Source organism: Novosphingobium sp. P6W (assembly GCF_000876675.2).
Classification (GTDB): domain Bacteria; phylum Pseudomonadota; class Alphaproteobacteria; order Sphingomonadales; family Sphingomonadaceae; genus Novosphingobium.
In genome coordinates, this window is sequence record NZ_CP030352.1 from 452,753 (window position 1) to 475,457 (window position 22,705).

General features: G+C 63.9%; 19 protein-coding genes and 1 tRNA gene. 6 read left to right on the forward strand and 14 right to left on the reverse strand.

Annotation, left to right across the window (positions count from 1 at the left end):
- Positions 1-5: 5 nt before the first annotated feature.
- The 3 genes from gpM to TQ38_RS02275 all read right to left on the reverse strand — a co-directional run bounded on the left by gpM (position 6) and on the right by TQ38_RS02275 (position 2,890).
- A complete protein-coding gene (gene gpM / locus TQ38_RS02265) occupies positions 6-806 on the reverse strand; it encodes a phage terminase small subunit (RefSeq protein WP_052505628.1) in 801 nt (266 codons plus the stop codon).
- A 50-nt stretch (positions 807-856) separates the two neighbouring features.
- Positions 857-1,969 (reverse strand): phage major capsid protein, P2 family, encoded by a 1,113-nt coding sequence (locus TQ38_RS02270; protein WP_043973605.1) that lies wholly within the window; start codon positions 1,967-1,969, stop codon positions 857-859.
- Positions 1,970-2,035: 66 nt separating this feature from the next.
- A complete protein-coding gene (locus TQ38_RS02275; RefSeq protein ID WP_043973602.1) occupies positions 2,036-2,890 on the reverse strand; it encodes a GPO family capsid scaffolding protein in 855 nt (284 codons plus the stop codon).
- A gap of 181 nt (positions 2,891-3,071) precedes the next feature.
- Between TQ38_RS02275 and TQ38_RS02280 the strand changes: the two genes are divergently transcribed.
- Together TQ38_RS02280 and TQ38_RS02285 are read left to right on the forward strand one after the other, a co-directional pair.
- Positions 3,072-4,931, forward strand: coding sequence for a terminase large subunit domain-containing protein (locus tag TQ38_RS02280; RefSeq protein WP_043973600.1), 1,860 nt, complete (start codon positions 3,072-3,074; stop codon positions 4,929-4,931).
- A complete protein-coding gene (locus tag TQ38_RS02285; protein WP_082057603.1) occupies positions 4,928-5,986 on the forward strand; it encodes a phage portal protein in 1,059 nt (352 codons plus the stop codon). Before TQ38_RS02280 ends, TQ38_RS02285 begins: the two co-directional genes overlap by 4 nt.
- Positions 5,987-6,365: 379 nt before the next feature.
- On the opposite strand, the gene TQ38_RS30465 is transcribed toward TQ38_RS02285, so the two are convergent.
- Positions 6,366-6,533 (reverse strand): hypothetical protein, encoded by a 168-nt coding sequence (locus TQ38_RS30465; protein ID WP_205316062.1) that lies wholly within the window; start codon positions 6,531-6,533, stop codon positions 6,366-6,368.
- A gap of 818 nt (positions 6,534-7,351) precedes the next feature.
- Here TQ38_RS30465 and TQ38_RS02300 point away from each other — a divergent pair.
- Together TQ38_RS02300 and TQ38_RS02305 are read left to right on the forward strand one after the other, a co-directional pair.
- Entirely contained in the window at positions 7,352-8,644 is a 1,293-nt protein-coding gene (locus TQ38_RS02300; protein ID WP_162792187.1) for a hypothetical protein, read from the forward strand.
- Positions 8,645-8,780: 136 nt separating this feature from the next.
- Positions 8,781-8,856 (forward strand) — tRNA-Val (locus TQ38_RS02305).
- Between the two features lie 78 nt (positions 8,857-8,934).
- On the opposite strand, the gene TQ38_RS02310 is transcribed toward TQ38_RS02305, so the two are convergent.
- Together TQ38_RS02310 and TQ38_RS31270 are read right to left on the reverse strand one after the other, a co-directional pair.
- Positions 8,935-9,255 (reverse strand): hypothetical protein, encoded by a 321-nt coding sequence (locus TQ38_RS02310; protein WP_162792188.1) that lies wholly within the window; start codon positions 9,253-9,255, stop codon positions 8,935-8,937.
- Entirely contained in the window at positions 9,252-9,386 is a 135-nt protein-coding gene (locus tag TQ38_RS31270; RefSeq protein WP_255417959.1) for a hypothetical protein, read from the reverse strand. Before TQ38_RS31270 ends, TQ38_RS02310 begins: the two co-directional genes overlap by 4 nt.
- Positions 9,387-9,477: 91 nt before the next feature.
- On the opposite strand from TQ38_RS31270, the gene TQ38_RS02315 reads away from it, so the two are divergent.
- Both TQ38_RS02315 and TQ38_RS02325 read left to right on the forward strand, forming a co-directional pair.
- Positions 9,478-11,805, forward strand: a complete 2,328-nt coding sequence (locus tag TQ38_RS02315; RefSeq protein WP_043973594.1) for a TonB-dependent siderophore receptor — start codon at positions 9,478-9,480, stop codon at positions 11,803-11,805.
- Positions 11,806-12,284: 479 nt separating this feature from the next.
- Entirely contained in the window at positions 12,285-13,841 is a 1,557-nt protein-coding gene (locus tag TQ38_RS02325) for a hypothetical protein (RefSeq protein ID WP_082057629.1), read from the forward strand.
- Positions 13,842-14,187: 346 nt separating this feature from the next.
- Here the strand turns inward: TQ38_RS02325 and egtD are convergent, their stop codons facing one another.
- The 8 genes from egtD to TQ38_RS02365 form a co-directional block, all read right to left on the reverse strand.
- Positions 14,188-15,180, reverse strand: coding sequence for an L-histidine N(alpha)-methyltransferase (egtD, locus tag TQ38_RS02330; RefSeq protein ID WP_043973592.1), 993 nt, complete (start codon positions 15,178-15,180; stop codon positions 14,188-14,190).
- A gap of 2 nt (positions 15,181-15,182) precedes the next feature.
- A complete protein-coding gene (gene egtB / locus TQ38_RS02335; RefSeq protein WP_043973590.1) occupies positions 15,183-16,460 on the reverse strand; it encodes an ergothioneine biosynthesis protein EgtB in 1,278 nt (425 codons plus the stop codon).
- A gap of 233 nt (positions 16,461-16,693) precedes the next feature.
- Entirely contained in the window at positions 16,694-17,383 is a 690-nt protein-coding gene (locus TQ38_RS02340; RefSeq protein ID WP_043973588.1) for a YoaK family protein, read from the reverse strand.
- A gap of 98 nt (positions 17,384-17,481) precedes the next feature.
- Positions 17,482-18,837 (reverse strand): alginate export family protein, encoded by a 1,356-nt coding sequence (locus TQ38_RS02345; protein ID WP_043974457.1) that lies wholly within the window; start codon positions 18,835-18,837, stop codon positions 17,482-17,484.
- Between the two features lie 19 nt (positions 18,838-18,856).
- A complete protein-coding gene (locus tag TQ38_RS02350) occupies positions 18,857-19,285 on the reverse strand; it encodes a DoxX family protein (RefSeq protein WP_043973585.1) in 429 nt (142 codons plus the stop codon).
- Between the two features lie 3 nt (positions 19,286-19,288).
- A complete protein-coding gene (locus tag TQ38_RS02355) occupies positions 19,289-20,194 on the reverse strand; it encodes a hypothetical protein (RefSeq protein WP_043973583.1) in 906 nt (301 codons plus the stop codon).
- Positions 20,195-20,359: 165 nt separating this feature from the next.
- Positions 20,360-22,204: an amidohydrolase gene (locus TQ38_RS02360; RefSeq protein WP_043973581.1), complete on the reverse strand. Its 1,845-nt coding sequence runs from the start codon at positions 22,202-22,204 to the stop codon at positions 20,360-20,362.
- A gap of 95 nt (positions 22,205-22,299) precedes the next feature.
- The gene (locus TQ38_RS02365; RefSeq protein WP_043973578.1) at positions 22,300-22,572 is read right to left on the reverse strand and encodes a DUF1427 family protein; all 273 of its coding nucleotides are present in this window, start codon (positions 22,570-22,572) and stop codon (positions 22,300-22,302) included.
- Positions 22,573-22,705: the final 133 nt, after the last annotated feature.

Sequence of the window (22,705 nt, forward strand, 5' to 3'; positions counted from 1 at the left end):
GCTTGTCAGGCGGCGGTGCCGCCCTGTTCGGTGTTGGCTTCGGTTGCGATCGGCACGACGGCAGCCAGCAGTTTTTCGGCCCGCTTGACGCGGTCCTTCACGCCGACGCGGTCGTTGAGGCGCTGAGCGTCACGAAGGTGAAAGAGGGCACTTTCCAGGACGATGCGGCTATCTACCGCAGGCATGTCCTCGGCTTTGCGCAGCTGTTCGATGCCGATCGCCTTATGCAGCTTGGCGCGCACCTGGTCGTGGATGTCGAGCCCCGCCGTCAGGTTGTCGGCCGTATCGAGCACAGCCGGATCGAACGACTGGCTTGCATTCTGGGCCTTGGCGGCAGCATCCGCGATCAATTCGACGATGATTGTCGGAACGTCGCGCGCGTACCGAGCGGGCATCTCAACACGGTGACGGAGCAGGAATTCGGCGACGTCGAGCGCTGGCATGTAGTCGCCGGTGTCCAGGAGCCAGACCATGTACGTGGGGACCACGTCGGCTGCGAGGCCAGTGCCGACGCCAGCGGCGGCGCTCAGGACGCCGTCCACCCAAGCCTTGTACTCGGGAAGCATCTCGCGCTTCGCCGCGATCTTCTTGTCGATCGAGCGGATTTCCTTGAGACGGCGCAGATCATGCGTGAGGCGCAAGGCAATCTCGCGGGCAGCGCGCTCCGCTGGAGAAGCGGTATTCGCCCCCGCTGCCACGAGAATGGCGGCAGCGGGGGCGAGGGCCGCCCTACGGACAGGTGCAGCCGCTGCGCTGATGGTCTGGGCAGCGAGGATGCGATCACGCTTACGACGAGCGAGGCTCATGGTGGTGTCCTGTAGGTAGGGCGGTTTTCGGGAGGCTGTCCGCGCGCCGATCAGGCGGGCTTCTTGCCCATGACGATGTTCTCGACGAGCGCGCAGCGGCCGTAGTCTTCGACCACGTAGGCCTCGTTGACGGACTCGTAGTTTTCGATCTGGTCGAGCGCGGGCTCGTCCTTGACCTGGCGGCGGCGGGTTTCTTCCTGCCAATAGATCGCAAGGTTATCGAGGCTGGTGATCAGCAGCGCGTCTTCAGGGAAGAATGGCACGATGATGGCGCGCTTGCCTGCCAGCTGCTTGGGCAGGGTCAGGATGCGGTGCGCCGCCTCGCGTTCGGTTGCGGTGTCGCCGGCGGCCTGCAGCAGGTTCAGGTACTTGTCCTTGACCAGCTTCCAACCGACGATGACGACGAGATCGGTATCGCTGCGGTTCCACGGATCGAGGAGGTCCAGCGCGTCGAACGCCAGCGCATCGAGATTCGCGTAATCGGCCTCGGCATCGTCGGCATTTGTGGCATCGCCGTCGACGACTTCGACGCCGGCGGCGACGTAGATGGCCTTGGTGCCGGTCGCGGGGTTGTTGCCGGCGGCCGGGACGTAGGTGCTCAGTTCGCCGTCGTCGAGGACGCGCGAAGCACCGAAGACGCGGATTTTGTACAGCCAGCCTTCGTTGACGTCCTGCAGGAGCGGGCTCGACGCGCGATCGGTGTCGTCGGCCGCTTCCACGCCGTTGAAGCCGATCATGATGCGGTCGCGGCCCTGCTGCTTGACGATCACGTCGCGCAGCAGCGTCTGGAACTCGGGCTTGTGGCGCCAGGCGTCCAGCTTCGCATATGGGATCGCATGGTCGAAGTTGGTCTGGTGGCAGAAGTACTTGCCGTTGTCCGTGGTATCGGTCGGATCGCCGGGCGTGCGGCGGTTGCCGGCTTTGGTGTTGGTGCGGCCGGCAAGCGGGCGGGTGACGGCCACGCCGACCTTCTGGCCCGACTGGGCAGGCACACCGATGACGCTGATCTGGCCGAGGAAGTCGCTCGACTCCTGGATCTTCTCTTCGAGCTTCTGCTCGACGACGGGAGCTACGCTGAACTGGACGGTGGCATCGCCGATGCCGTTGAGGCTGGCGATCTGGCCGACGTAGTCATTGAACAGCAGGCGGGTGTCATTGCGCATGGGCGTGGGCTCCTGAGGGGCGCGAAAGGCGAAGGCGGACGGTTCGGGGCAGGCGGGACGGCGGGATCAGCAGTCGGTTGCGACCTTGCCGGTGCCGCCGGTGGCGGGACTGCGCTTGAAGGTAAGCGGGGGGACCTGTTCGGTGCTTTCGAGCTTCGCTTTCAGCACGTTGAAATCCGCGCGCAGTGCCGCGAGGCCTTCGTTCGCGGGCTTCGTGGCGGCAGTCACCTGCTCGCTCAGGATGGTAGCGAACCGGTCCATGTCGAAGACATTGTCGTTCGCCGGGGCAGGCGTCTGCTGGGCCGGCTGTTCCTTGGGCTTGTCACCCTTGAAGAAGGTGGCGAACGCCGCGAGCATGCCTGATTTCGTAGCTTCGGCTATCGAGGCCGCATCTGCCGGGGTGTCTTCAAGCTCGATCTCGATCGGTTCGAATGCCTCAGAAAACAAGTTGGCTGGTGAGGTTTTGCGCGCGTCGAACATCGGCTTGAATGCGGAGAAGTTGAACGCCTCTGTGCCGAGCGATGCGGGATTGTCGGTCAGGCCGAGGCCGACTAGGCCGACCTTGCCGGTGCCGGCGAAGTCGGGCGAAATCTCGACTGAGGGATAGGGCTTCTGGCCCTTGGCGCGCATGGCGAGCAGCTGATCGTTAGGCTCAACCTGCGCGTAAAGGGCGCGGCAGCGCTTGGACTGGCCGCCAATCACCAGTTCGTCGGTCTGCGCTTTCACTGCGACGACATCGCCATAACCGTTGAACGGCGGCTCGGGGCTGTAGCCCTTGATGTGCTCGATGTTGATGCGCGGGCTGTAGGTGTCCGCGTTGAAGGTGGCGACGATGTCGTCGATCCACGACGCCTCGATCTTGCGGCCGTCGCTCGCGGTGAAGCCTTCGACGAAGACGCGGAAAAACTTGCTCTTGGCCATGATAGGTCCGGTTCCCTTGAGGTTCGGCGGCGCGGATGCGTTTAGATGCGTTTTGATGCGCTTTTTGATGCACCCAGAAAGGGACGCTTGGGCGCTATCTCTCAAGGGGGTCCATTTGGCCGGGTGCCCGGCCAAATAGAGGGCGGTGCTTGGGCGGCGATGCGCGCGCCATGGTCGCGGAATGACTGGCCCATTCCTCCCCCAGCCCGGCGCACCCGCCACCGCATGGCAGTTCGATCCGCGCCGCCATGCGCGCAGCCTGTACTGGCGCGGGTGGGGCATCAGTCAGATCGCCGACGAATTCGCGCTGCACGGTGTAGTGGGCGACAAGGGCACGGCGATACCGCGCGCGACGATCGAATCGTGGAAGCAGCGCGATAGCTGGGACGACGCGCCTTCGATCCGTAAGATTGAGGACGGGCTGGAAATCCGGCTGCTGACCCTGATCGCGAAGGAGAAGAAGACCAGCGGCGATCTGGTTGAGATGGAGGCACTGAGCCGGCAGATCGAGAGCCTGGCGCGCGTTCGTCGCTACGAAGAGCCCGGTGGCCATTCCGGTGACCTCAACGAAAAGGTCGGCAACCGTAACGCAGGGCCGCGTAAAAAGCCCAAAAAGAACCACTTCACCGCCGACCAAGCGGCCGAACTCAAACGCATCTTCATTGAGGGGCTCTACGATTACCAGCTGACGTGGTGGAACGCGCTGAGCCAGCGCACCCGCATGATCCTGAAATCGCGACAGATCGGCGCGACCTACTATTTCGCGTTCGAGGCGCTGATCGACGTGATCGAGACTGGCCGGAACCAGATATTCCTGTCGGCCTCCAAGGCGCAGGCCCACCAGTTCCGGTCCTACATCGTCAGCTTCGCCAAGCTGGTCGGGGTTTCGCTGACCGGCGACCCGATGCTGATTACGTCCGATCTGCGCCCGGCCGAGGAAGCGGCGGCCGAGATGCATTTCCTCGGGACGAACTTCCGCACCGCGCAGGGTCGGCACGGCAATTTCTACTTTGACGAGTTCTTTTGGGTCCACTCGTTCGAGGAGCTTAACAAGGTCGCCTCGGGCATGGCGACCCACAAAAAGTGGCGCAAAACCTACTTCTCGACGCCGTCGACCGTGGCGCACCCGGCCTATCCTTACTGGACGGGCGAACGGCGCAACCGCCGGCGCAAGAAGGAAGACCGCGTCGAAATCGACGTCAGCCATGCCGCGCTGGGCGCGAAGGGCGGCGTCGGTCCCGATCGCATCTGGCGCCACATCGTCAATATCGAAGACGCCGAAGCCGGCGGCTGCGACCTCTTTGACATCGAGGAACTGCGCGACGAGTACGCGCCGGACGAATTCGCCAACCTGTTCATGTGCGATTTCGTCGACGACACGCTGTCGGCGTTCAAGTTCAACGACATGATCGCCTGCGGCTGCGACAGCCTGGTCGATTGGACCGATTTCGATATCGAGGGGGCCCGGCCATATGGCAATCGCCCGGTCTGGGCGGGCTACGATCCGCAGTCGAGCGAGAATGGCGATAACGCCGCGCTGGTGATCGCGGCGCCGCCGCTGGTGGAGGGCGGCCAGTTCCGCATCCTTGAGCGCCACCAGCTGCGCGGGCTCGACTTCCAGCAGCAGGCCGAGTTCATCATTGCGGTGCTCAGCCGGTACAACTGCACGTACCTTGGCGTCGATGCGCAGGGCGTCGGCGCCGGCGTCTACCAGCTGCTCGCAAAGATCGGTGCGATGCCGGGGTGTTCGGTAGCCAAGATCGAATACTCGCTGGAGATCAAGGCGCAGATGATCATGAAGGCGCAGAACGTGATCCGCCGGGGACGCCTGGCTTTCGAAAGCAGCTATCTCGACATCGTCTCCGCTTTTGTCTCGATCAAGAAGACGCTCACCACCAGCGGCCGAAACGTAACCTTCAAGGCGGGGCGCGGCGGCGCCGACGGCCATGCCGACCTCGCCTGGGCGGCTATGCACATCCTTATGAATGAACCGCTCGACGGCAAGGAAAAGCCAAAGGGCGCGATGGAGATTATCGAATGAGCAAGCGCAGCCGCACGCGCCGGATGAACCGTCAGGAATCTGCCGAGGCGTCGAATGGCGCGATCGTCCCCGCCAACGACAACCGAAGCCGCGCGATCGAGGCGTTCACCTTCGGTGAGCCCGAGCCGGTCAACAGCCGGGCGACCATGCTCGATATGATGGAATGCTGGCACAACCAGCGCTGGTATGAGCCGCCCATCTCGCTGGATGGCCTGTCGCGGTCGTTCCGGGCATCGCCGCACCATTCGAGCGCGATCATCCTGAAGCGCAACATGCTGGCCGCCAGCCTCGATCCGACGCCGCTGCTGTCGCGCAAGGCGTTCGCTGGGCTGGTGCAGGACTACCTCGTCCTGGGCAACGCCTATGTGCAGGAGATCCGCAACCGCCTGGGCGGGATTCTCCGACTGGATCACTGCCTGGCGAAATACACCCGGCGCGGCGTGGCGCCGGGGCAGTTCTGGTGGGTGCCGGGGTATAAGAACGAGGTCGAATTCGAGGCCGGCACAATCCACCAGTTGATGGCGCCGGACATCAATCAGGAAATCTATGGCCTGCCCGAGTATCTGTCGGCCCTGCAGTCTGCTTTGCTGAACGAGAACGCGACCCTGTTTCGCCGCAAATATTACGAGAACGGCAGCCACGCGGGCTACATCCTCCATGCCACGGGCGAGTTCGCGGACGGCGATGTCGATGCCATACGCGATGCGCTGAAGCGCTCGAAGGGACCGGGCAACTTCCGCAACCTGTTCGTCCATGCACCCAATGGGAAGGAGAACAGCATCAAACTGCTGCCGATCTCGCAGGTCGGCGCAAATGACGAATTCCTGGGCATCAAGAACACGACACGCGACGATGTCCTGGCCGCCCACCGGGTGCCGCCGCAGCTACTGGGGATCATCCCGGCAAATGCTGGCGGTTTTGGCGATCCGGCCAAAGCATTGGATGGCTTTCACGAACTGGAGATCGAGCCGCTGCAGTCCGTATTCCTCGAACTAAATGATGCGCTGGGCGTCCAAGCCGTGAAATTTCGGGAGCGGGCGAACGCTTCGGGCTAATGGCAGCGACAAGAAGATGGGGAGGGCGGCTCGAAAGAGCCGCCCTTTCTCGTTCTAGCCCCTGTGGTGGTTGACCGCGCGCTTCCACTCGCGATCGTCAGGTAGCGGGAGGTGGACAGTGGGACTTTCCTTGCAAGGCTCGAACCTCACCGGGCGCTCCTTCCGGCAATGCCTTTGCCAGCAAACGCGGCAATAGAAGTGCGACCGCGCTTTACCGAGAGCATCGTCCCATCTTGCGCGGTGGAAGCGCCACCACAACGCATGGGGGTGGAAGACGCTGGCGTTGCCGCAGCTGCACGTCGCCTTGAGCGTGTACATCCAGACGGCCGCTTCAAAGATGCGAGTGACTGCCTGTGCGTCGTTCGCATTGCGGCCCACATTAACCGGCCGGCTGCATGATCTGCGCCGCCGCGCACGCGAGGGCCCCGATCATGTAGGGGCTCTCGTCGCGCTTCCCGGTGCGAATTTCGCGCAGAAACGTTCGGTTGCTCAGGCCGCGCGCCTCCAAGGTGTCGGCCACGGCTCCGCGTATGTCTTCGATCTTCATGTGCGTCTCCTTTATATGGAACATATGAAGAACAAAAACCGAGTCGGTCAACGTTTTAGCGGCTCGATCCATCGCATCGGACGCACGGCGAATTATGTCGTTGTTCCGCAATAATGTTACGTTTTGAGATTTATTCCCGCCGCTCGTAATATTATTGCGCGTCGACGATCTGCCGTGCCGCGACCCCTAGCTGCGCGCTTTTACCCCCGCCTCGCCCGCGCACTTTATATGTCCCATTTGATGCACCGCGAGGACTTCCCGTCCCCCGGCCTAGGTCCTAGGCTGCGCGCGCACCTCAAGGACCTTCGCCGCGTTGCAATTTGATGCAGCTAGACGGGTCCTATGGAACGACGCGCGTCCTCTAAAAAATATGGATAAAGGCCCCTCGCTGCGGTGGGTGGTACCGGAGAAGCGTAACATGCGTAACCTCCGGCCGGGACGCAACCTCAAGTATATGAATTTAGGTTATTTTCCGTGTTACGTTCGGAAGGTAATCTAGTGCAACCTTGCAATGCGAAAAAGGTAACCCCCGCAGAAATCCTAGTGTTTTTCAGATCAAAAAGTTACGTTTTCAAAAGGTAATCTCATCACTCCAAGGTTACGCTTATGGTTACGTCAGAAACCGCAGTTTTCCGGGCGATGTTACTCTTGTTACGTTTTTTCCGGTAGCCCGCCCCATGGAAGAAGCGATATCTAACAAATCTTGCTGAGGTTATCCCATTGCAGCCGTTGTTTCTGCTAAGGCAAAATGGCATGCCTATTTCGATTGAGATACTAACAAAAGCGGATGGGGTGACAGTTTGAACGAAATAATATCTATGTTGCTAGAAGATTTGGATAATCTTGATGTAGCGATCAATACTCAAATCCCATCCAAGGATGTCTTTAGTATAGCTCACAATAATTGGAGCTTCCCTGGGTTATCAGTCGCTGATCTCAGTCGGAGGACTATTCGGGTGCGTTCTCGTGTTGCCGAGTTTGGTGACGTCGATATCACGGAAATTGAACCTGTACTCCGAGATTACCCGAGGCGATTAAAGTTTTTGATCGCTTCCACTATTCCGAATTTATGGTCAAACCCATCGATCGGAGTACCCGCGCTATTGAACACGCTCGACGGACTTCGTGACCTCTTTGAGCCACTGACACCCAAAGATGATGGTGGCCAGGCGGTGATGCAATTGAAGAAACTTCAGGCCCGTATACGCGCGATGGAAAGCCGCTTTCGCGATCTCGAACCGCGAACTGGTACGATGGAAGAAATGGTTGGGAGGATCGAAAGCGCAAATGAAGCAGCAGATCGGCTTCCAGAAACTCTAGAAAGCCTTATTGAATATCAAAATAAACTGTCGGGAATCGAGCGCGCATCTTCGAAAGATTATGCGACAATTGAGAACTTAAAGGCGCTCTCAGAGTCTGACCGTGACGCTTTTGAAATGATAAAAACAGAAGCGAGTAGCGTATTGCAGCGCTGTGAGACAGCATATTCAGCCGCCACTTCGGTCGGACTCGCTGCTGCTTTCACCGAGCGATCTGAAGCTTTGACCAAAACAATTAATACATGGGTGGTTTGTCTTGGCGTATCGCTTGCCATCGCGTGCGGGCTAGGCTTTTACCGCATAACAGAACTTAGCGCAGTGATAGACACTGCCACGCCCCTGAAGTTTGCGTTGAATGTCCTCGTTTCCGCCCTCGCTGTCGGGGGGCCAATTTGGTTCGCTTGGCTTTCGACCACCCAAATTGGACAACGCTTCCGCTTGTCCGAGGATTATGCATTCAAGGCCTCCGTTTCGCGGGCCTACGAAGGCTACCGGAGTGAGGCTTCCCGTATCGACAAGGATTTGGAGGCCCGGCTACTCGCTTCCGCCTTGAGCCGATTGGACGAATTACCTCTGCGGGTCCTGGATCATCGGACGCACGGAAGCCCGCTGCATGAGTTGGCCTCCTCAGACGTTGTAACAAAGGCTTTAAAGGCCGTTCCGGGATTTGCTGGGGAGGTGAAAACTTTAGCCAGTCGCGCTCTTAACGCCGTTGAGACCGCGACTTCTGCAGCTTCGGCCAAGGTTGTGCGGAAAATTGAGAGGGCAAACGATATCACCGACGACGTATGATTTCATCATGTGATGTCGGTCGGGACTATGTCGGGACTCTCGGTCCCGACATGTTCTCCTCAGACCCTTTTTGTTCCGCGAATGCACCTGTTGACCTCGCGCTAAAATCGCCTATTGGCTCAGTAAGACGCAAGTCGGGCGGTTAGCTCAGTTGGTAGAGCATCTCGTTTACACCGAGAGGGTCGGGGGTTCGAGCCCCTCACCGCCCACCATTTCCCAAAGTCACGGAATTTCCCTACCTTGCAGGCCCAGCCTGGCGGGGTGGTTCAGTTTCGGCGGGGCCTGTGCGGCTATGCAGGGATACGCGTATACTCGCTGACTGCGATGCCGGACTGAACCGGCCGGGCGGCCGGTAGCGGGAGCGTCGCTTTCAGGCCGCCCAGCGAAGAGACTGCCAGTTCCAGCCTGTCGCCGTGAAGTTCGGCGAGTTCGTGCGCGATCGGCAGACCGAAGCCGCGGCTTTCCTTGCGCTCGTCCAGGCGCCTGCCGGGGACCAGCGCTTTGTCCATCGCCGCCTTGAAAAGACCAGGGCCGTCGTCCTCCATTTCGATCGTTGGTGGTCTTGCCGTCGCCGTTTTTTTGGGGGGGCGGCGCTGTTGGCGTAGCTTCATTTCCATGCATTGCCGATCGCGCTGCCGATCGACGCCGATGCAGCGAGCAGGGCGATGCCGATCAAGGTCATACCGATAGCCAGCAGGCGGCCAAACTGGCGCAATTTGGGCGGGAAGCGCCCGCGCAGCACTGGCAGCACCAATTCCTCTTGCCTTTGTCGCAAACAATTCGCATTAGCGGCACGAATTGATACGCATTTGCAATAAACAAGGGGGGTTTGAGTGTCTGTTTCACGTCTTCGTAATTCTTCGGCCAAAATCGCGCCGGCTTATCTGGCGCTTTCCTGCGTCGGTTTCGCGGCCTCGCCGGCCATGGCGCAGGATGCTGCCGCCGACGCGGCCCCGCCCAGCCTGGGCGGCGTGACCGTTTCCGATACCGCGATCGACGAATCCGGCTACAAGGTCGATGAGGCCGCTTCGCCCAAGTACACAGCTCCGCTGCTCAACACTGCCAAGACCGTGATTGTCGTCCCCTCGCAGGTTATCCGCGAGAGCGGTTCGAGCACTTTCGCCGACGCGCTGCGCACCGTACCGGGCATCACCTTCGGCGCGGGTGAAGGCGGCAACCCGCAGGGCGATCGCCCTTTCATCCGTGGTTTCGACGCACAGGGCAGCACTTATATCGACGGTGTTCGCAGCGTCGGCGGCCAGTCGCGCGAGATTTTCGCGATCGAGCAGATCGAAGTCGTCAAGGGCGGCGATTCGACCATGGGCGGACGCGGCAGCGCCGGCGGCAGCCTCAACCTCGTCAGCAAGATGCCGCACCTGGGCACCAGCATCCTTGGTGATTTCAGCTACGGCAGCGACGACTACAAGCGCGCTACCGTCGATGCCAACTACCAGGTGAGCGACACCGCCGCGATCCGCGTCAACGGCATGTGGCACGACGCCGATGTCGCCGGACGCGATGTGGTGAACTACAACCGTTGGGGCATCTCGCCCTCGGCGGCGCTGGGCCTGGGCACTTCGACCCGCGCCTTCATCAACTATTACCACCTGCAGAGCGACGACATGCCCGATCCGGGCATCCCGTTCGAACGTCCCGGCAACGCCACTTATGTGAAGACCGCTGACCAGTTGAAGATCGGCCCCGCCGACGTGGACCGCGACACCTTCTACGGTCTCAAGAACCGCGACTTCCGCAAGACCAATGTCGACGAACTGTTCCTGCGCGCCGAGCATGACCTGTCCGACCGCATCAAGCTGCGCGCGACGGCCAAGTACGCTAACGTCAAGCAGTCCTACATCATCACCCAGCCCGACGACAGTCAGGGCAACGTGGTCAACGGCTTGGTCTGGCGCCGTGCGAACACGCGCTGGAGCAATGTCGATTCCATGGTCGGGCAGATGGACCTGTCAGGCAAGTTCGACACCGGCGGCATCGAGCACTCGTTCTCGGTCGGCGCCGAGGCGAGCTGGGAACAGTCCAAGCGCGGCACGTTCAATGTGAACACCAACACCAGCACCGCAGCTTCGGCGCGCTGCAGCGTGGCCAACCAAGCGGCCTACAACTGCACCAGCCTGACCAACCCGAACGCCAATGACCCCTGGCAGAACATCCAGACCAACGGCACCATCGTCCCCGTTGCCCGCAACGCGATCAGCGCCAAGACCGAAGCCACCACGTATGCGATCTACGCCCTCGACACGATCAGCATCACCGATCAGCTGCTGGTGAACCTGGGCATCCGTCAGGACTGGTACAAGACGGTCCAGACCACGATCCCGGCCACGGCTGCAGCGCCGGTGCTGGAAAAGAAGGACAACTTCCTGAACTATCAGGCCGGCCTGATCTTCAAGCCGATGTCCAACGGCAGCATCTATGTGTCCTACGCAAAGTCGACCACCCCTCCCGGCAGCCTTGTCGGCGAAGGTCAGGAAGGCAACGCGATCGCCCTGACGACGCTGAACGATCTCAAGGCCGAGAGCACCAAGTCCTATGAAGTCGGCACTAAGTGGTCGTTCATGGACGACGCCTTCGGCCTGAGCCTGGCGGCATTCCGCACCGAGACCAAGAACGCCCGCACCACTGGCGCAAACGGTCTGCTGGAATACGTCGGCGAACGGCGCATCCAGGGCTTCGAGGTCGGCTTCAATGGCAAGCCGCTTCCGTTCTGGAGCGTCTTCGGCGGCTATACCTACATGGACTCCGAGATCACCAGCATTGGCACCAATGTCACGCCGCTCACCGCCTTCGGTCTCGGCAAGCCGTTCCCCAACACGCCCAAGCACAGCTTTACCGCGTGGACCACGTTCGACATCGCCGAGCGTTTCCAGATCGGCGGCGGCGCGATCTACAACTCGAAGCAGTACGCGGGCTTCGGCAACGTCGTGTTCGCCGATCGTTCGAATAACACCGTCGTCCGCTCCATCGATGGCTACTGGCGCTTCGACGCGACGGCTTCGGCTACGCTCACCGACAACGTATCGGTGCGGGTGAACGTGCAGAACCTGACCAACAAGAAGTACTACGACCGCACGTACTCGACGCATTTCGCGACCGTGGCGCCGGGCCGCTCGGCCTTCGCGACGCTTTCGCTGAAGTACTGAGCTTCGGTTCTCGCTGACAGGGCAGGGCCCGCTCCTTTCGGGGGGCGGGCCCTGCTCGTTTTCAGGAGGCGGCTGGCCGCTGGCCCGGAGCCTGAACTGCGGGCTGCCGCGAGTGGGGAGATTCGCCGCCAGCCTGCCTGAAAGCCGCCCGCCTCGATCTGAGCGGAGCGGATGCCGAGCCGGGTCGGTCACAATTGCCGCCGAACCGGCACCAAGAAGCCACGAAGGCGACAATCCCGTTTTTGCGTATGCGCAGAGCCGTTTTCCCGGGCCTTGCGCGCGGAGGAAATGGCCTTGCGTGCGGATTGCGCATCCGGCCGGGGGCGTTCCGGCGTACCTTGCTTCCTGCCAGAAGCCGCCCTGCGGCGTCCGGTCGGCAGCCCGCCGGCACAGGGCCGAAGCGGCTGCTTCTGGGCGCGATCTCTCCTCCTGACCTGCCTTACGCTTTGCGCATACGGCAATTCATGGAGGACAACACAATGACCAACCGGACCCAGCGCCCGACGGCACGGCAAACCCTGCTTTGCGCAACGACTATCCCGCTATTGCTCCTGGGCGCCTGCGCCGACAACGTCGGATTTCATGCAGGCACGCCTTCGGGCCCGTCGACCCCCAGCGGACCCACGGGTCCCACCGGCCCTACTGGACCGACTGGCCCAACCGGCCCGACGGGACCTACTGGCCCCAGCGGCCCCAGCGGCCCCTCCGGTCCGACCGGGACGACCAGCATCACCGGCCCCGCTACCGGGGTGAGTGTCGGCGGCGTGCCCATTCTTGGCCCCAGCGGTCCGGGCAGCCTGATCGACGTCAATGTAGCTCCGCCCGCCGGTTCCACCGGCAGTGGCAGCGGCATCGTGGTCGACGTGCTGACGGGTGACGGCAACGTTGTGCAGGTGACCCTGCCCACCACAACGGCGCAGACGCAGCAGGCCCTGGCCCCGGTCGGCGCGCTGGCGGGAGCACTGCTGGGCGAGCCGGTAGGAACGACAGTGACCGGCCTGACCAACGGGCTTTCGCCCACGGTCGCTGCCGTGACTTCCACCGTCAGCGGCGTGACCACGCCTTTGCTCGATACCGTCGATACCGTGCTGGCCCCGGTTGTGGGTTCCGGCGGCCTGCTGGCTCCGCTTACCGGACAGCTGGGCGGCCTGGTAAGTGGCGTAACCGGCAGCTTGCCGGGCAGCGGCTCCGGCGCCGCGCCGACTTATACCGGACCGCTTGTGGGGCTGGACCTTGCGAACAACGGCCTGACCGGCGCGAGCACGAGCGGCACCCTAGTGGGCGCAAACGTGCTGTCGAACAATCCGGGCCTCGTCTCGGGGCAGCTGGTGACGGCTGACGTGCTTTCCGATGGCGCGGTGCTGGACGTTACGCTGCCGACGACGGCGGCGGGCGTGGCGCAGGGTCTGGCGCCTGTCGGCAACCTTGCCGGTGCTCTGCTGGGCGCGCAGGTCGGCAGCGGCGTGACCCAGGTTACCGACGGGCTGGCTCCGGTCGTGGCACCTGTCACCCTCGTGGTGGACACGGTGACCTCGCCGGTGCTGGACGCCGTGAACGGAGCGCTTGGTCCGTTGGTCGGCCAAGTGGTCGGCGGCCTCGGTGCGGGGGAGACCGGCAGCTCGGTGCTGTCGCCCGTTACCGGGGTCGTCGGCGGCCTTCTCGGCGGCGTCAGTGGTGGTTCGGGTGCCGGCACTGTGCTTGCCCCGGTCACGGGCGTAGTGAGCGGCTTGCTGGGCGGTGTCGGCGGCGGCAGCGGCGCGGGCACGGTGCTCGCTCCTGTCACGGGCGTAGTGAGCGGCCTGCTAGGTGGCGTCGGTGGTGGTAGCGGCGCGGGCAGTGCGCTTGCTCCGGTGACCGGCGTGGTGAGCGGTCTGCTTGGCGGCGTCGGCGGTGGCAGCGGAGCAGGCAGTGCTCTCGCCCCGGTCACGGGTGTCGTCAGTGGTCTGCTCGGCGGTGTCGGCGGGGGCACGGGTTCAGGAACTGCTTCCCTGCTCTCGCCCGTGACGGGGCTGCTTGGCGGCCTCACGGGGAGCTGAAACAAGGATGGCGTGTCCGCCGCTCTTGTTGCCCTCCCCCAGGTCGGACACGCCTCTACCCGACTCCGTCTGACGGGGTCGGGGAGGAGGCGGCCCTTGCCGTGGGCCGCCTCCTCTAACTCCCGCGATGAAGAAACCCCCGTCGCGGGAGGGGGAGACATTCAGTACTCAGGGGCGCATGTGCCCGGCGATCAAAGCCGGCTCGTGCGCCCGCTTTCGTAGAGAGATCATGCGCAGCGCCCGGTCTCGTCGATCCCGACCTCAGAGGCTGGCGGCGGCCACGTCGGCTGCTGCGACGAACCCCCGCACCGCCACGCAAACCGGGACCGCCGTGCCTGATCGCGGTTCAGGGCGTCTGCCGGTCGCTTTCGGCCCCGGCCAGTACCAGCGAGAAATCCTCCTGCGGATCGGTCCAGTGTTCCAGCTGGTTCCAGCCACTGGCGGCCAGCAGCAGGCGCATCTCGCTAGGGCGGTACTTGTGGCAGTTCTCGGTGTGGATGGTCTCGCCGCCGTCCATGTGGAAGGACTGGCCGGCAACCTCGAAGCGAAGGGCGCGGAGGGCTTCGAGATGCATCTCGATCCTGCTCGCATTCTCGTTCCAGCGGGCGACATGGCGAAATTCGCTTATCGGGATGGTTCCGCCAAGCTCGCGGTTGATGCGCTGGAGCAGATTGAGGTTGAACAGCGCTGTCACCCCCTGCGCATCGTCATAAGCGGCGATCAGGCGCTGGGGGTCCTTCACCCGGTCGATGCCGATCAGCAGGTGCGCTTTCGGTCCCAGCGTCTGGCGCATCGAGCGCAGCAGGTCGATCGCCGCTGCTGCCGTCATGTTGCCGATGGTCGATCCGGGGAAGAAGCCCAGCATCGCCTGCCCGTCACGCTGCACCGGCAAGTGCACCGGGTTCATGAAGTTCGCCTCCACCGGCACGATCCGCAACTGCGGGAATAGCGCCGCAAGGTCCGCGCAGGCTTCGTCGAGAAACTCGCCGCAGATGTCGATCGGCACATACGTGGCGCGGGGCATGGATTTCAGCAGGATGCGGGTCTTGATCGAACTGCCCGATCCGAACTCGACCACCGTAGCGTCCGCACCCAACGTTTGCGCCACGGCCGGGGCGTGGTCGTGGAGCAGGGCTGTCTCGGTGCGGGTGGGGTAATATTCGGAAACCTGCGTGATCGCCTCGAACAGCTGCGATCCGCGCATGTCGTAGAACCAGCGTGCGGGGATCGCCTTGTCCGCCTGACCCAGCCCTCGCAGCACGTCGGCGCGGAACGCCGGGTCGATGGCGGGCGCATCGCTGCGGGTATCGTCTTCGGGGCGCGTCGGCGTGAACAGCATGCCTATAGGCTCCTTGCAAGGCGCAGGCCGGTGAACTGCCAACGCTGATGAGGATGGAAGAAATTGCGGTACGAGGCGCGGACATGGCCGCGCGGCGTGGCGCAGCTACCGCCCTTGAGCACGAACTGGCCGGACATGAACTTGCCATTGTATTCGCCCACCGCGCCGGCCGCCGGGCGGTAACCGGGCCAGGGGCGATAGGCCGAGCCGGTCCATTCCCACACGTTGCCGAACAGCGAGGCGAAAGCGCCATCCTTGCTCTCGGCGCGCGGCGTGACACCGCCTGCTCGGTCCAGCTGGACTCCGCTCAGCGGATTGCGGAACTGGGCGGCGGATTCCCATTCCTGCTCGGTCGGCAGGCGGGCACCGGCCCATGTCGCGAAAGCGTCGGCTTCGTAGAACGAGATGTGGGTGACAGGCGCGTGGGGATCGAGCGGCTGCCATCCGGCCAGCGTGAAATGTTCCCACGCGCCGCCCTGTCCGCGCCAGTATAGCGGGGCGCCAATGCCCTCACGCCGCACCCAGTCCCAGCCGTCCGACAGCCACAGCGAGGGGGTTGCATAGCCTTGGTCGGCGATGAATTCGATCCACTCGCCATTGGTCACCGGCCGGTTGGCCAGCGCATGGGGTGCGAGCCAGGAGGGATGGCGCGGCAATTCGTTGTCAAAGGCGAAGCCTTCCCCGTCGCTGCCGATTTCAGCCAGCCCCTCGGCGCCCGTGATCCAGCGCAGCGGAACGTCTGTGCCCGCAGCGCCGTCACCGGCTGCGGCGTAGGCCGCAGGGCCAAGCGGATTGCGCGAGAAGAGGTGCTTGATGTCTGTCAGCAGCAGTTCTTGGTGCTGCTGTTCGTGTTGGATACCCAGTTCCACAAGCTCGCCGTGCCGCTCCATCAACCGGGGCAGCGCGGCGGACATGGCCTCGTCCACATGGTCGCGGTAGGCCAGCATTTCTGCTACGGTCGGGCGGGTCAGCAGACCGCGCTCGGGGCGGGCCATACGTGCGCCTTCGGCTTCGTAATAGCTGTTGAACAAAAACGGCCAGCGTTCATCGAACAGGCGATAGCCAGGCACCTGATCGCGCAGCAGGAAGGTTTCGAAGAACCACGTCGTATGCGCCAGATGCCACTTGGCGGGCGAGGCGTCGGGCATCGACTGCACCGTCATGTCCGCCTCGTTCAGCCCGTCGGCAAGATCGCGGCTGAGGTCCCGTGTGCGGCGGAAGCGTTCGAGAATCGCGCCTTGTGCCCGCGATCCGGCGACTGCTTCCGACTGGTCCCTCATCGTCACTCCTCCTCGCTGCCCACGTGGGCACGCCCGGCCTTCGGCAGACAGGCGCCGTGCTATCGAGTGCGGGCGCGCGGCTGAACGATACGACTGTATGAGTGTGTTTAGTGCGCGGAACGCGCCAAGGTTCCATTACCGCCGTAAAAGCGCGGCCAGTCGAGGCCGCCCCTGTCCCGGCGGAGGCCTCAGGCCGCTGAAACGGTCCTCGATCGCCGCTGCGGCGCGCGCCTTTACGGGCGGTGCGGCAAGGCCGAAGCAGGGTCGCGGTTGAAGATCAGGGTTGCGCCCAGAACCACGGTACCGGCCAGCGCCAGCGGCAGGGGCAGCCCGCCGTAGCGCAGCAGCAGCGCGCCGATGGCCGCTCCGGCGAAGATCGACAGCACCGCGCCGAAGCGGCGGACAAGGTTGGGAGATTTTCCGTCGGCGCGGTCGGCGGCGATGCCGGTGATGGTCAGGGTCAGCACAGTGGTCGTCAGGTCGGGCACCTTGAGCTGGCGTACGGTCGCATTACGCAGTCCCATCGCGAAGCCGGTCAGCGCGATCACGGTGAGGACCGCCAGTTCCGGGGCTTGCGAGGCGACGTCGATCTTCAGCGCGATCAGGGCGGCAATCCACAGCAGCCCGCCTTCGACCAGCGCGGCCCAAAGCAGCCAGCGGCGCAGCGGACGCTTGACATGGCTGCGGGCAAGGTGCCCCGCGCCCCAGGCGCCCACCATGAACGACAGCAGCGCAAGAACGGCGGGGATCACCTTGAAACCCGGCGTCCCGGCGGCGGCAAAGCCCAGGAATACGACGTTTCCGGTCATGTTGGCGGTGAAGACCTTGCCCAGCCCCAACACCGAAGCGGCATCGACGAGGCCGGTGGTGGCGGACAGCAGCAGCAGGAGGCGGGGCAGCGTGGCGGATGGTGTGGCGGTCATGATGGTCTCCGAATGGGCTATGACGCTGGTTTAAAGGGCTGGCGCATTCCCGAATATCCGAATAAAATCGCTCCATTAGTTCGATGAAACTGAAAAGCTCAAAAGCGGAAATTGCTTTCCAGGCCGAGCATGTGGATCGTCTTGCCGCTGCCGGTTTCACGGATGAAGGCGCCCGGCGCGAAGGCGGAGATCGAGGCCGAGAGTTCGAGTTCGGCGCTGGCTTGCCAGGCTACGGTGGCTTCCACTTCCTTGCCGATGAAGCGGGCGCGGCTGTCTTCCGCACTCCGGATCAGGTTGCCGGGAATGTCGTAGACCCCGTCGGCGCGGGAGTAGCGCCAGAACGCGGCGGCGCCGATGCTGGCGGATACGGTGGGCGCCAGTTGCAGGCCGACCGAGGGGTTGACGTTGATCATGTTGTAGGGCCCGACCGGCGAGAGTTCGCCGAAATACTTTCCCTTGGGAAACAGGGCGTTGAAGGTGCCGAGGCGGTTGTCGGAGCGGTTGGTGTCGCCGCTCACCACGTTGGTGCGCAAGGTGAAATCCGGGGCCAGCGGGGCGTCCGGGAAGGCGCGGCCCACTTCCGTGCCCAGCGTCCAGGCGCGGATGCGGCCGCCGGCGAAGTGGCCGAACTGCGCCACGCCCTCGACGTTCCAGTGCCAGTTGTGGCGGGCGCCGTGCCAGCGTGCGCCCAGGCTGTGGCGGGTTTCCGCGCCGGTGCGGGCGGCCCAGCGGGCGGCGTCGTTGCGGTAGCCGAGGTAGTAGAGGTCCAGTTCCGGCAGCGCGGCATAGGCGCCCCACAAAGCCTTGTCTGATGAGGTGCGGTCATCAAAATCGCCTTTGCCGGGCTGCACCGGGCGCACTGCGAGCAGGCTGATCTTGGCGCTACCCACCCTGACGTTAGCGCGCAGTCCGTCGAACGCGAGGGGTACGTTGGGGCCGTAACGCGTGCCGATCAGCCGCTCCGTGCCCAGCGAAAGCATCTGCCGGCCGCCGCGCAGGGTGACGGGGCCGAGATCGGCTTCGACGAACCCTTGCAGCAGGTCGATGCCGGTTTCGTCCACCGGGCCGGGGGAGGGCGCTACGCCGATCGAGGTCGCGGCGATCGGCTGGACGAAGGCGCGAAGCTTGCCGACGTGGAGGTCTGCATAGGGCATCGCGCGCAGCCATACGTAGCCGTCGTCGGGGGCATCGGCGCCGCCCCACAGGTTGTCGTCGTAGTTCTCGCTGCGGGCGCGCAGTTCTATGCCGGTGGAGAGCCAAGCGTCCTCTCCCGCGATTTCGCCTAGGGGGATGTACTTGAACGGGCCGGTCCAGTGATCCGCGCGCTCGTCTGCGTCGGCGAGGTCGGACCAGTCTTCGTCGTAACGGGTGATGGTGAGCGTGGGGGCCTGCCACGCTTCCGTGGTTTGCGCGTGGGCAGCGGTAGGCAGGCAGGCCGCGAGGGCGAGCGCCAGCGCGGCCCTGGTTGCGCCGTCAGCCACTTTGCTTGGCCCGGTAGCTCAGGATCGCGGCGAGGATGAAGCCGCCGACGAGGCCCATGTGCTCGAAGAAGGCGTTGGTCACGGCGAAGCGCTCCGCACCTGCCGGCATGGCCCAGAAGGCATTGGCGGTCAGCGCGGCGAGGAACGTGAACACGCCCAGCATTCCCGCGCCCAGCCACACCAGTCGCCCCGTCAGGATCAGAGCCGAGCCGATCAGCTCCACCGCGATCGTCAGCCCGGCCCACAGGGCCGGCGGGGTCATGCCGAAGTGCGCCTGTTCCGCCAGCGCCGAGGGCCAGTCGGACAGCTTGGTCACGCCGCCGACGAGATACGCGCTCACCAGCAGGAGGCGGGCGAGGAAGCCCGTCGGCGCGAAGTTCAGCACCGATATCGCGAAGCGGGGGGTGTTATCGGTGCCCATGGCTCAGCCCACCTTGTCGGAGTGGATTTCGGCGATGTAGCCGCCGGGAAAGCGCACGATTGCGCTCTGGCGCTGACCAGTGGCGAAAGGCTCGACCAGCGTTTCCACCCCCGCTGCGCCGGCCTTGGCAAGCGTGGCGGCGAGGTCGGTCACTTCGTAGCCAGTCATGTCGCGGCCATACGGCCAGGGGAGCTGGCCGTCCGAGACGTAGACCACCATCTTGCCGTAGCCGCTGTCCAGCGAAACACGGCGGATGGTCTTGCCCGGCTCGCCGATCTCTGCGCCGGGAGCGGCCTTGTCGTCAGCCATGATCCTGGCGTGGGCGAAGCCGGTCCAGCTCTTGAGGAAGGCGGGCGCGGCGTCTGCGGTCAGGTATATGCGGTTCTCGGGCACGGTGGTCAGCGGGGCGTAATTGGGCTTCGCGGTGTGCCAGTAGAGCTGCATGTTGACGCCGCCCGGCCACTGGATCACCGAATCCCGGCCGATGGGATCGGGGAAGCTTTCCAGTCGGCGCACTGCGCCGTGGGCAACGGCGGACGTAACCGCTGCGTCGAGATCGGTCGTCAGATAGCCGGTGCGCTCGTCGCCGAAGGGGTAGGGGATCGGCGTCTTGAAGCCGAAAACCGAGACCGTGCCTGAAGGCGTGAGCACAAGCTGCGACTTGGTGAGGCTGGGGGTCGGGGTAACCTGGAATTCGCCCTGCTTGCTGGTGGTGCCGCCGAACGTGGCGACGAAGCTGGCGACGAAGGTGTCGAACTGGTCTTGCGGCACGTAGACGTGGGTGGTGTCGTACTGGGCGCCGACGGCATAATCGGCGGCGGCTGAAGCGGGGGGCGCGGCGAACGCGGGCGTGACTGCGGGGCCCGCGACCACCATGGCGGCCGCGATCATCAGGGTGAAGGTCTTCATGTCTGTGGCTCCGATGGGAGAGGGACAATGCCGCTCGGTCGATGGTGCGAGACCTGTGTAGGCGGCACTCCGGGATCTATCGATCCGAATAATCTAGACTGAAACGTTCGATATTATTGAATAGTGGCGATACGGCCCCTCCCCATCGAGAGGGGCCGTACGGGTTCAAACCGCCCAGCAGCCGCAGCCCAGCGATCCCCAGAAGGTCTGGACATCCGCTGCCGGCACATTGGCGCCCAGCGCGGCCGCGTGGTCGTGGCCATGGACGCCGCAGCTGCTGGCGCAGCCGCAGGCAGAGGCCAGCTTTTCCTTCGCTTCGGGCGTCTGGTAATAGCCGCCGAAGGTGGCGACCGGCGACCAGTCCGGCATCGGACGCGGCAACTCCGGAGCGAGCGGGCGGAAGTCGCCATCACCGTGGACCACCTTGCCGCCCAGGATCGTCAGGATCGCGCGGATATGGACGATCTCGTGCTCGGGCACGGCAAAGAAGTCGTCCGAGAGCAGCGCGAGGTCGGCCAGCTGGCCAGCCTTGATCTGCCCCTTCTTGCCCACTTCGCTGGAGAACCAGGTGTTCTCATGCGTCCACATCGCCAGCGCCTTTTCACGGCTGACGCGGTTGGCATTTGGGTACAGGCGCAGGCCGCCCACGGTGCGTCCGCTCACCAGCCACGACAGCGAGACCCAAGGGTTGTAGCTGGCAACGCGGGTGGCATCGGTGCCGCCGCCCACCGGGATGCCGGCGGCCAGCATCTTGGCGATCGGCGGGGTGCGCTCTGCCGCCTTGGCGCCGTAGCGCTGCACGAAGTCCTCGCCCTGATAGGCCATGCGGTGCTGCACGGCGATGCCGCCGCCAAGAGCCGCGATGCGGTCTATGTTGCGGTCGCTGATCGTCTCGGCATGGTCGAAGAACCAGTTGATGCCCGTAAGCGGGATGTCGCGGTTGACCTTCTCATACACGTCGAGCGCGCGGCCGATCGTCTCGTCATACGTGGCGTGCAGGCGCCAGGGCCAGCGGTGCTCTGCCAGCAGACGGATGACGGGTTCGAGATCGCCTTCCATGCTGGGCGCCATGTCGGGGCGCTCCACGCGGAAGTCCTCGAAGTCGGCGGCGGAATAGACCAGCATCTCGCCCGCGCCGTTGTGGCGGTAGGTATCGTCGCCCTGGCCGGGCTTTACCTGCTTCACCCAGCCCTGGAAGTCGGCCAATTCTTCCTTCGGCTTCTGGGTGAACAGGTTGTAGCTGATGCGCACCGTCAGCTGATCGTCGGCGTGCAGCTTCTCGATGATCTCGTAGTCGTCGGGGTAGTTCTGGAAGCCGCCGCCCGCATCGATCACGCCGGTGACGCCCAGCGCGTTGACTTCGCGCATGAAGTGGCGGGTCGAATTGATCTGGTATTCCGGCGGCAGCTTCGGCCCCTTGGCCAGCGTCGAATAGAGGATCGTCGCGTTGGGCTGGGCCAGCAGCAGGCCGGTGGGGTTGCCCTGTGCATCGCGCACGATTTCACCGCCGGGCGGGTTGGGCGTGTCCTTGGTATAGCCCACCACCCGCAGCGCCGCGGCATTGAGCAGCGCGCGGTCGTAGAGGTGCAGGATGAACACCGGGGTATCGGGCGCTACCGCGTTCAGCTCGGCGATGGTGGGCAGGCGCTTTTCGGCGAACTGGTGTTCGGTAAAGCCGCCGACCACGCGCACCCACTGCGGGGCGGGGGTCTTGTCGACCTGGGCCTTCAGCATCGCCATCGCTTCGGACAGGCTGGTCACGCCGTCCCAGCGCAGCTCCATGTTGAAGTTCAGGCCGCCGCGAATGATGTGCATGTGGCTGTCGATCAGGCCGGGGATCAGGCGGTGGCCCTTGGCGTCGATCACGGTGGCTTCAGGGGCTGCCGCGCGAACTTCCTGTTCGCTGCCGACGGCCAGAAACTTGCCGTCCCGGATCGCCACGGCCTCAGCCTGCGGGTTCTCGCGGTCCAGCGTGGTGATCTTGGCGTTGATGATGATCGTGTCGGTCATGGGAGAGCTTTCGTTTGATCGGGCCGGTTGGGCTGAGAGCATGGCAGGCAATAGCGACGAGGCAGCGGCGCCGGCAATCGTCTGGCGGCGGGTAATCATGCTTCCGCCTTGTCTGTGGAGGCGCGGCAGGGGAACTTGTCACCCGGCAGGCGGCCCAGCACATGCTGGCGGCAGTCGGTCTGGACGAAGTGGGCGACGTCCTCGGCTGCCCAGACTTTTTTTGCCAGCGGCATCACCTGTTCGCCCAGCAGGATGCCCAGCAGGCCGATCAATGCGATCATCGGCGGGGCGGGCGAACGAACCCCGAGGAAGCTGTAAACGACGCCCACCAAAAGCCCGGCGGCAAGAGAGAGAAGGTAGGGTTTCATATCTGTTTCCTCGGTGTCTGGGGTGGGGGCTTCGACAAGCTCAGCCTGAGCGGATTTGAAAAAGGATGCTCTCGGACTGCCCTGATCCCGCTCAGGCTGAGCTTGTCGAAGCCCGCTCCACCGGCGCGGCGCA

Excerpts from the sequence above, each read along its gene's own strand:
- TQ38_RS02325 (WP_082057629.1), top strand. The coding sequence starts at position 12,285 with ATGACCAACCGGACCCAGCGCCCGACGGCACGGCAAACCCTGCTTTGC.
- TQ38_RS02355 (WP_043973583.1), bottom strand. The coding sequence starts at position 20,194 with ATGAAGACCTTCACCCTGATGATCGCGGCCGCCATGGTGGTCGCGGGC.
- TQ38_RS30465 (WP_205316062.1), bottom strand. The coding sequence starts at position 6,533 with ATGAAGATCGAAGACATACGCGGAGCCGTGGCCGACACCTTGGAGGCG.
- TQ38_RS02360 (WP_043973581.1), bottom strand. The coding sequence starts at position 22,204 with ATGACCGACACGATCATCATCAACGCCAAGATCACCACGCTGGACCGC.
- TQ38_RS02285 (WP_082057603.1), top strand. The coding sequence starts at position 4,928 with ATGAGCAAGCGCAGCCGCACGCGCCGGATGAACCGTCAGGAATCTGCC.
- TQ38_RS02280 (WP_043973600.1), top strand. The coding sequence starts at position 3,072 with ATGACTGGCCCATTCCTCCCCCAGCCCGGCGCACCCGCCACCGCATGG.
- TQ38_RS02310 (WP_162792188.1), bottom strand. The coding sequence starts at position 9,255 with ATGAAGCTACGCCAACAGCGCCGCCCCCCCAAAAAAACGGCGACGGCA.
- egtB (WP_043973590.1), bottom strand. The coding sequence starts at position 16,460 with ATGAGGGACCAGTCGGAAGCAGTCGCCGGATCGCGGGCACAAGGCGCG.
- egtD (WP_043973592.1), bottom strand. The coding sequence starts at position 15,180 with ATGCTGTTCACGCCGACGCGCCCCGAAGACGATACCCGCAGCGATGCG.
- TQ38_RS02300 (WP_162792187.1), top strand. The coding sequence starts at position 7,352 with ATGTTGCTAGAAGATTTGGATAATCTTGATGTAGCGATCAATACTCAA.
- TQ38_RS02270 (WP_043973605.1), bottom strand. The coding sequence starts at position 1,969 with ATGCGCAATGACACCCGCCTGCTGTTCAATGACTACGTCGGCCAGATC.
- TQ38_RS02340 (WP_043973588.1), bottom strand. The coding sequence starts at position 17,383 with ATGACCGCCACACCATCCGCCACGCTGCCCCGCCTCCTGCTGCTGCTG.
- TQ38_RS02365 (WP_043973578.1), bottom strand. The coding sequence starts at position 22,572 with ATGAAACCCTACCTTCTCTCTCTTGCCGCCGGGCTTTTGGTGGGCGTC.
- gpM (WP_052505628.1), bottom strand. The coding sequence starts at position 806 with ATGAGCCTCGCTCGTCGTAAGCGTGATCGCATCCTCGCTGCCCAGACC.
- TQ38_RS02275 (WP_043973602.1), bottom strand. The coding sequence starts at position 2,890 with ATGGCCAAGAGCAAGTTTTTCCGCGTCTTCGTCGAAGGCTTCACCGCG.
- TQ38_RS02350 (WP_043973585.1), bottom strand. The coding sequence starts at position 19,285 with ATGGGCACCGATAACACCCCCCGCTTCGCGATATCGGTGCTGAACTTC.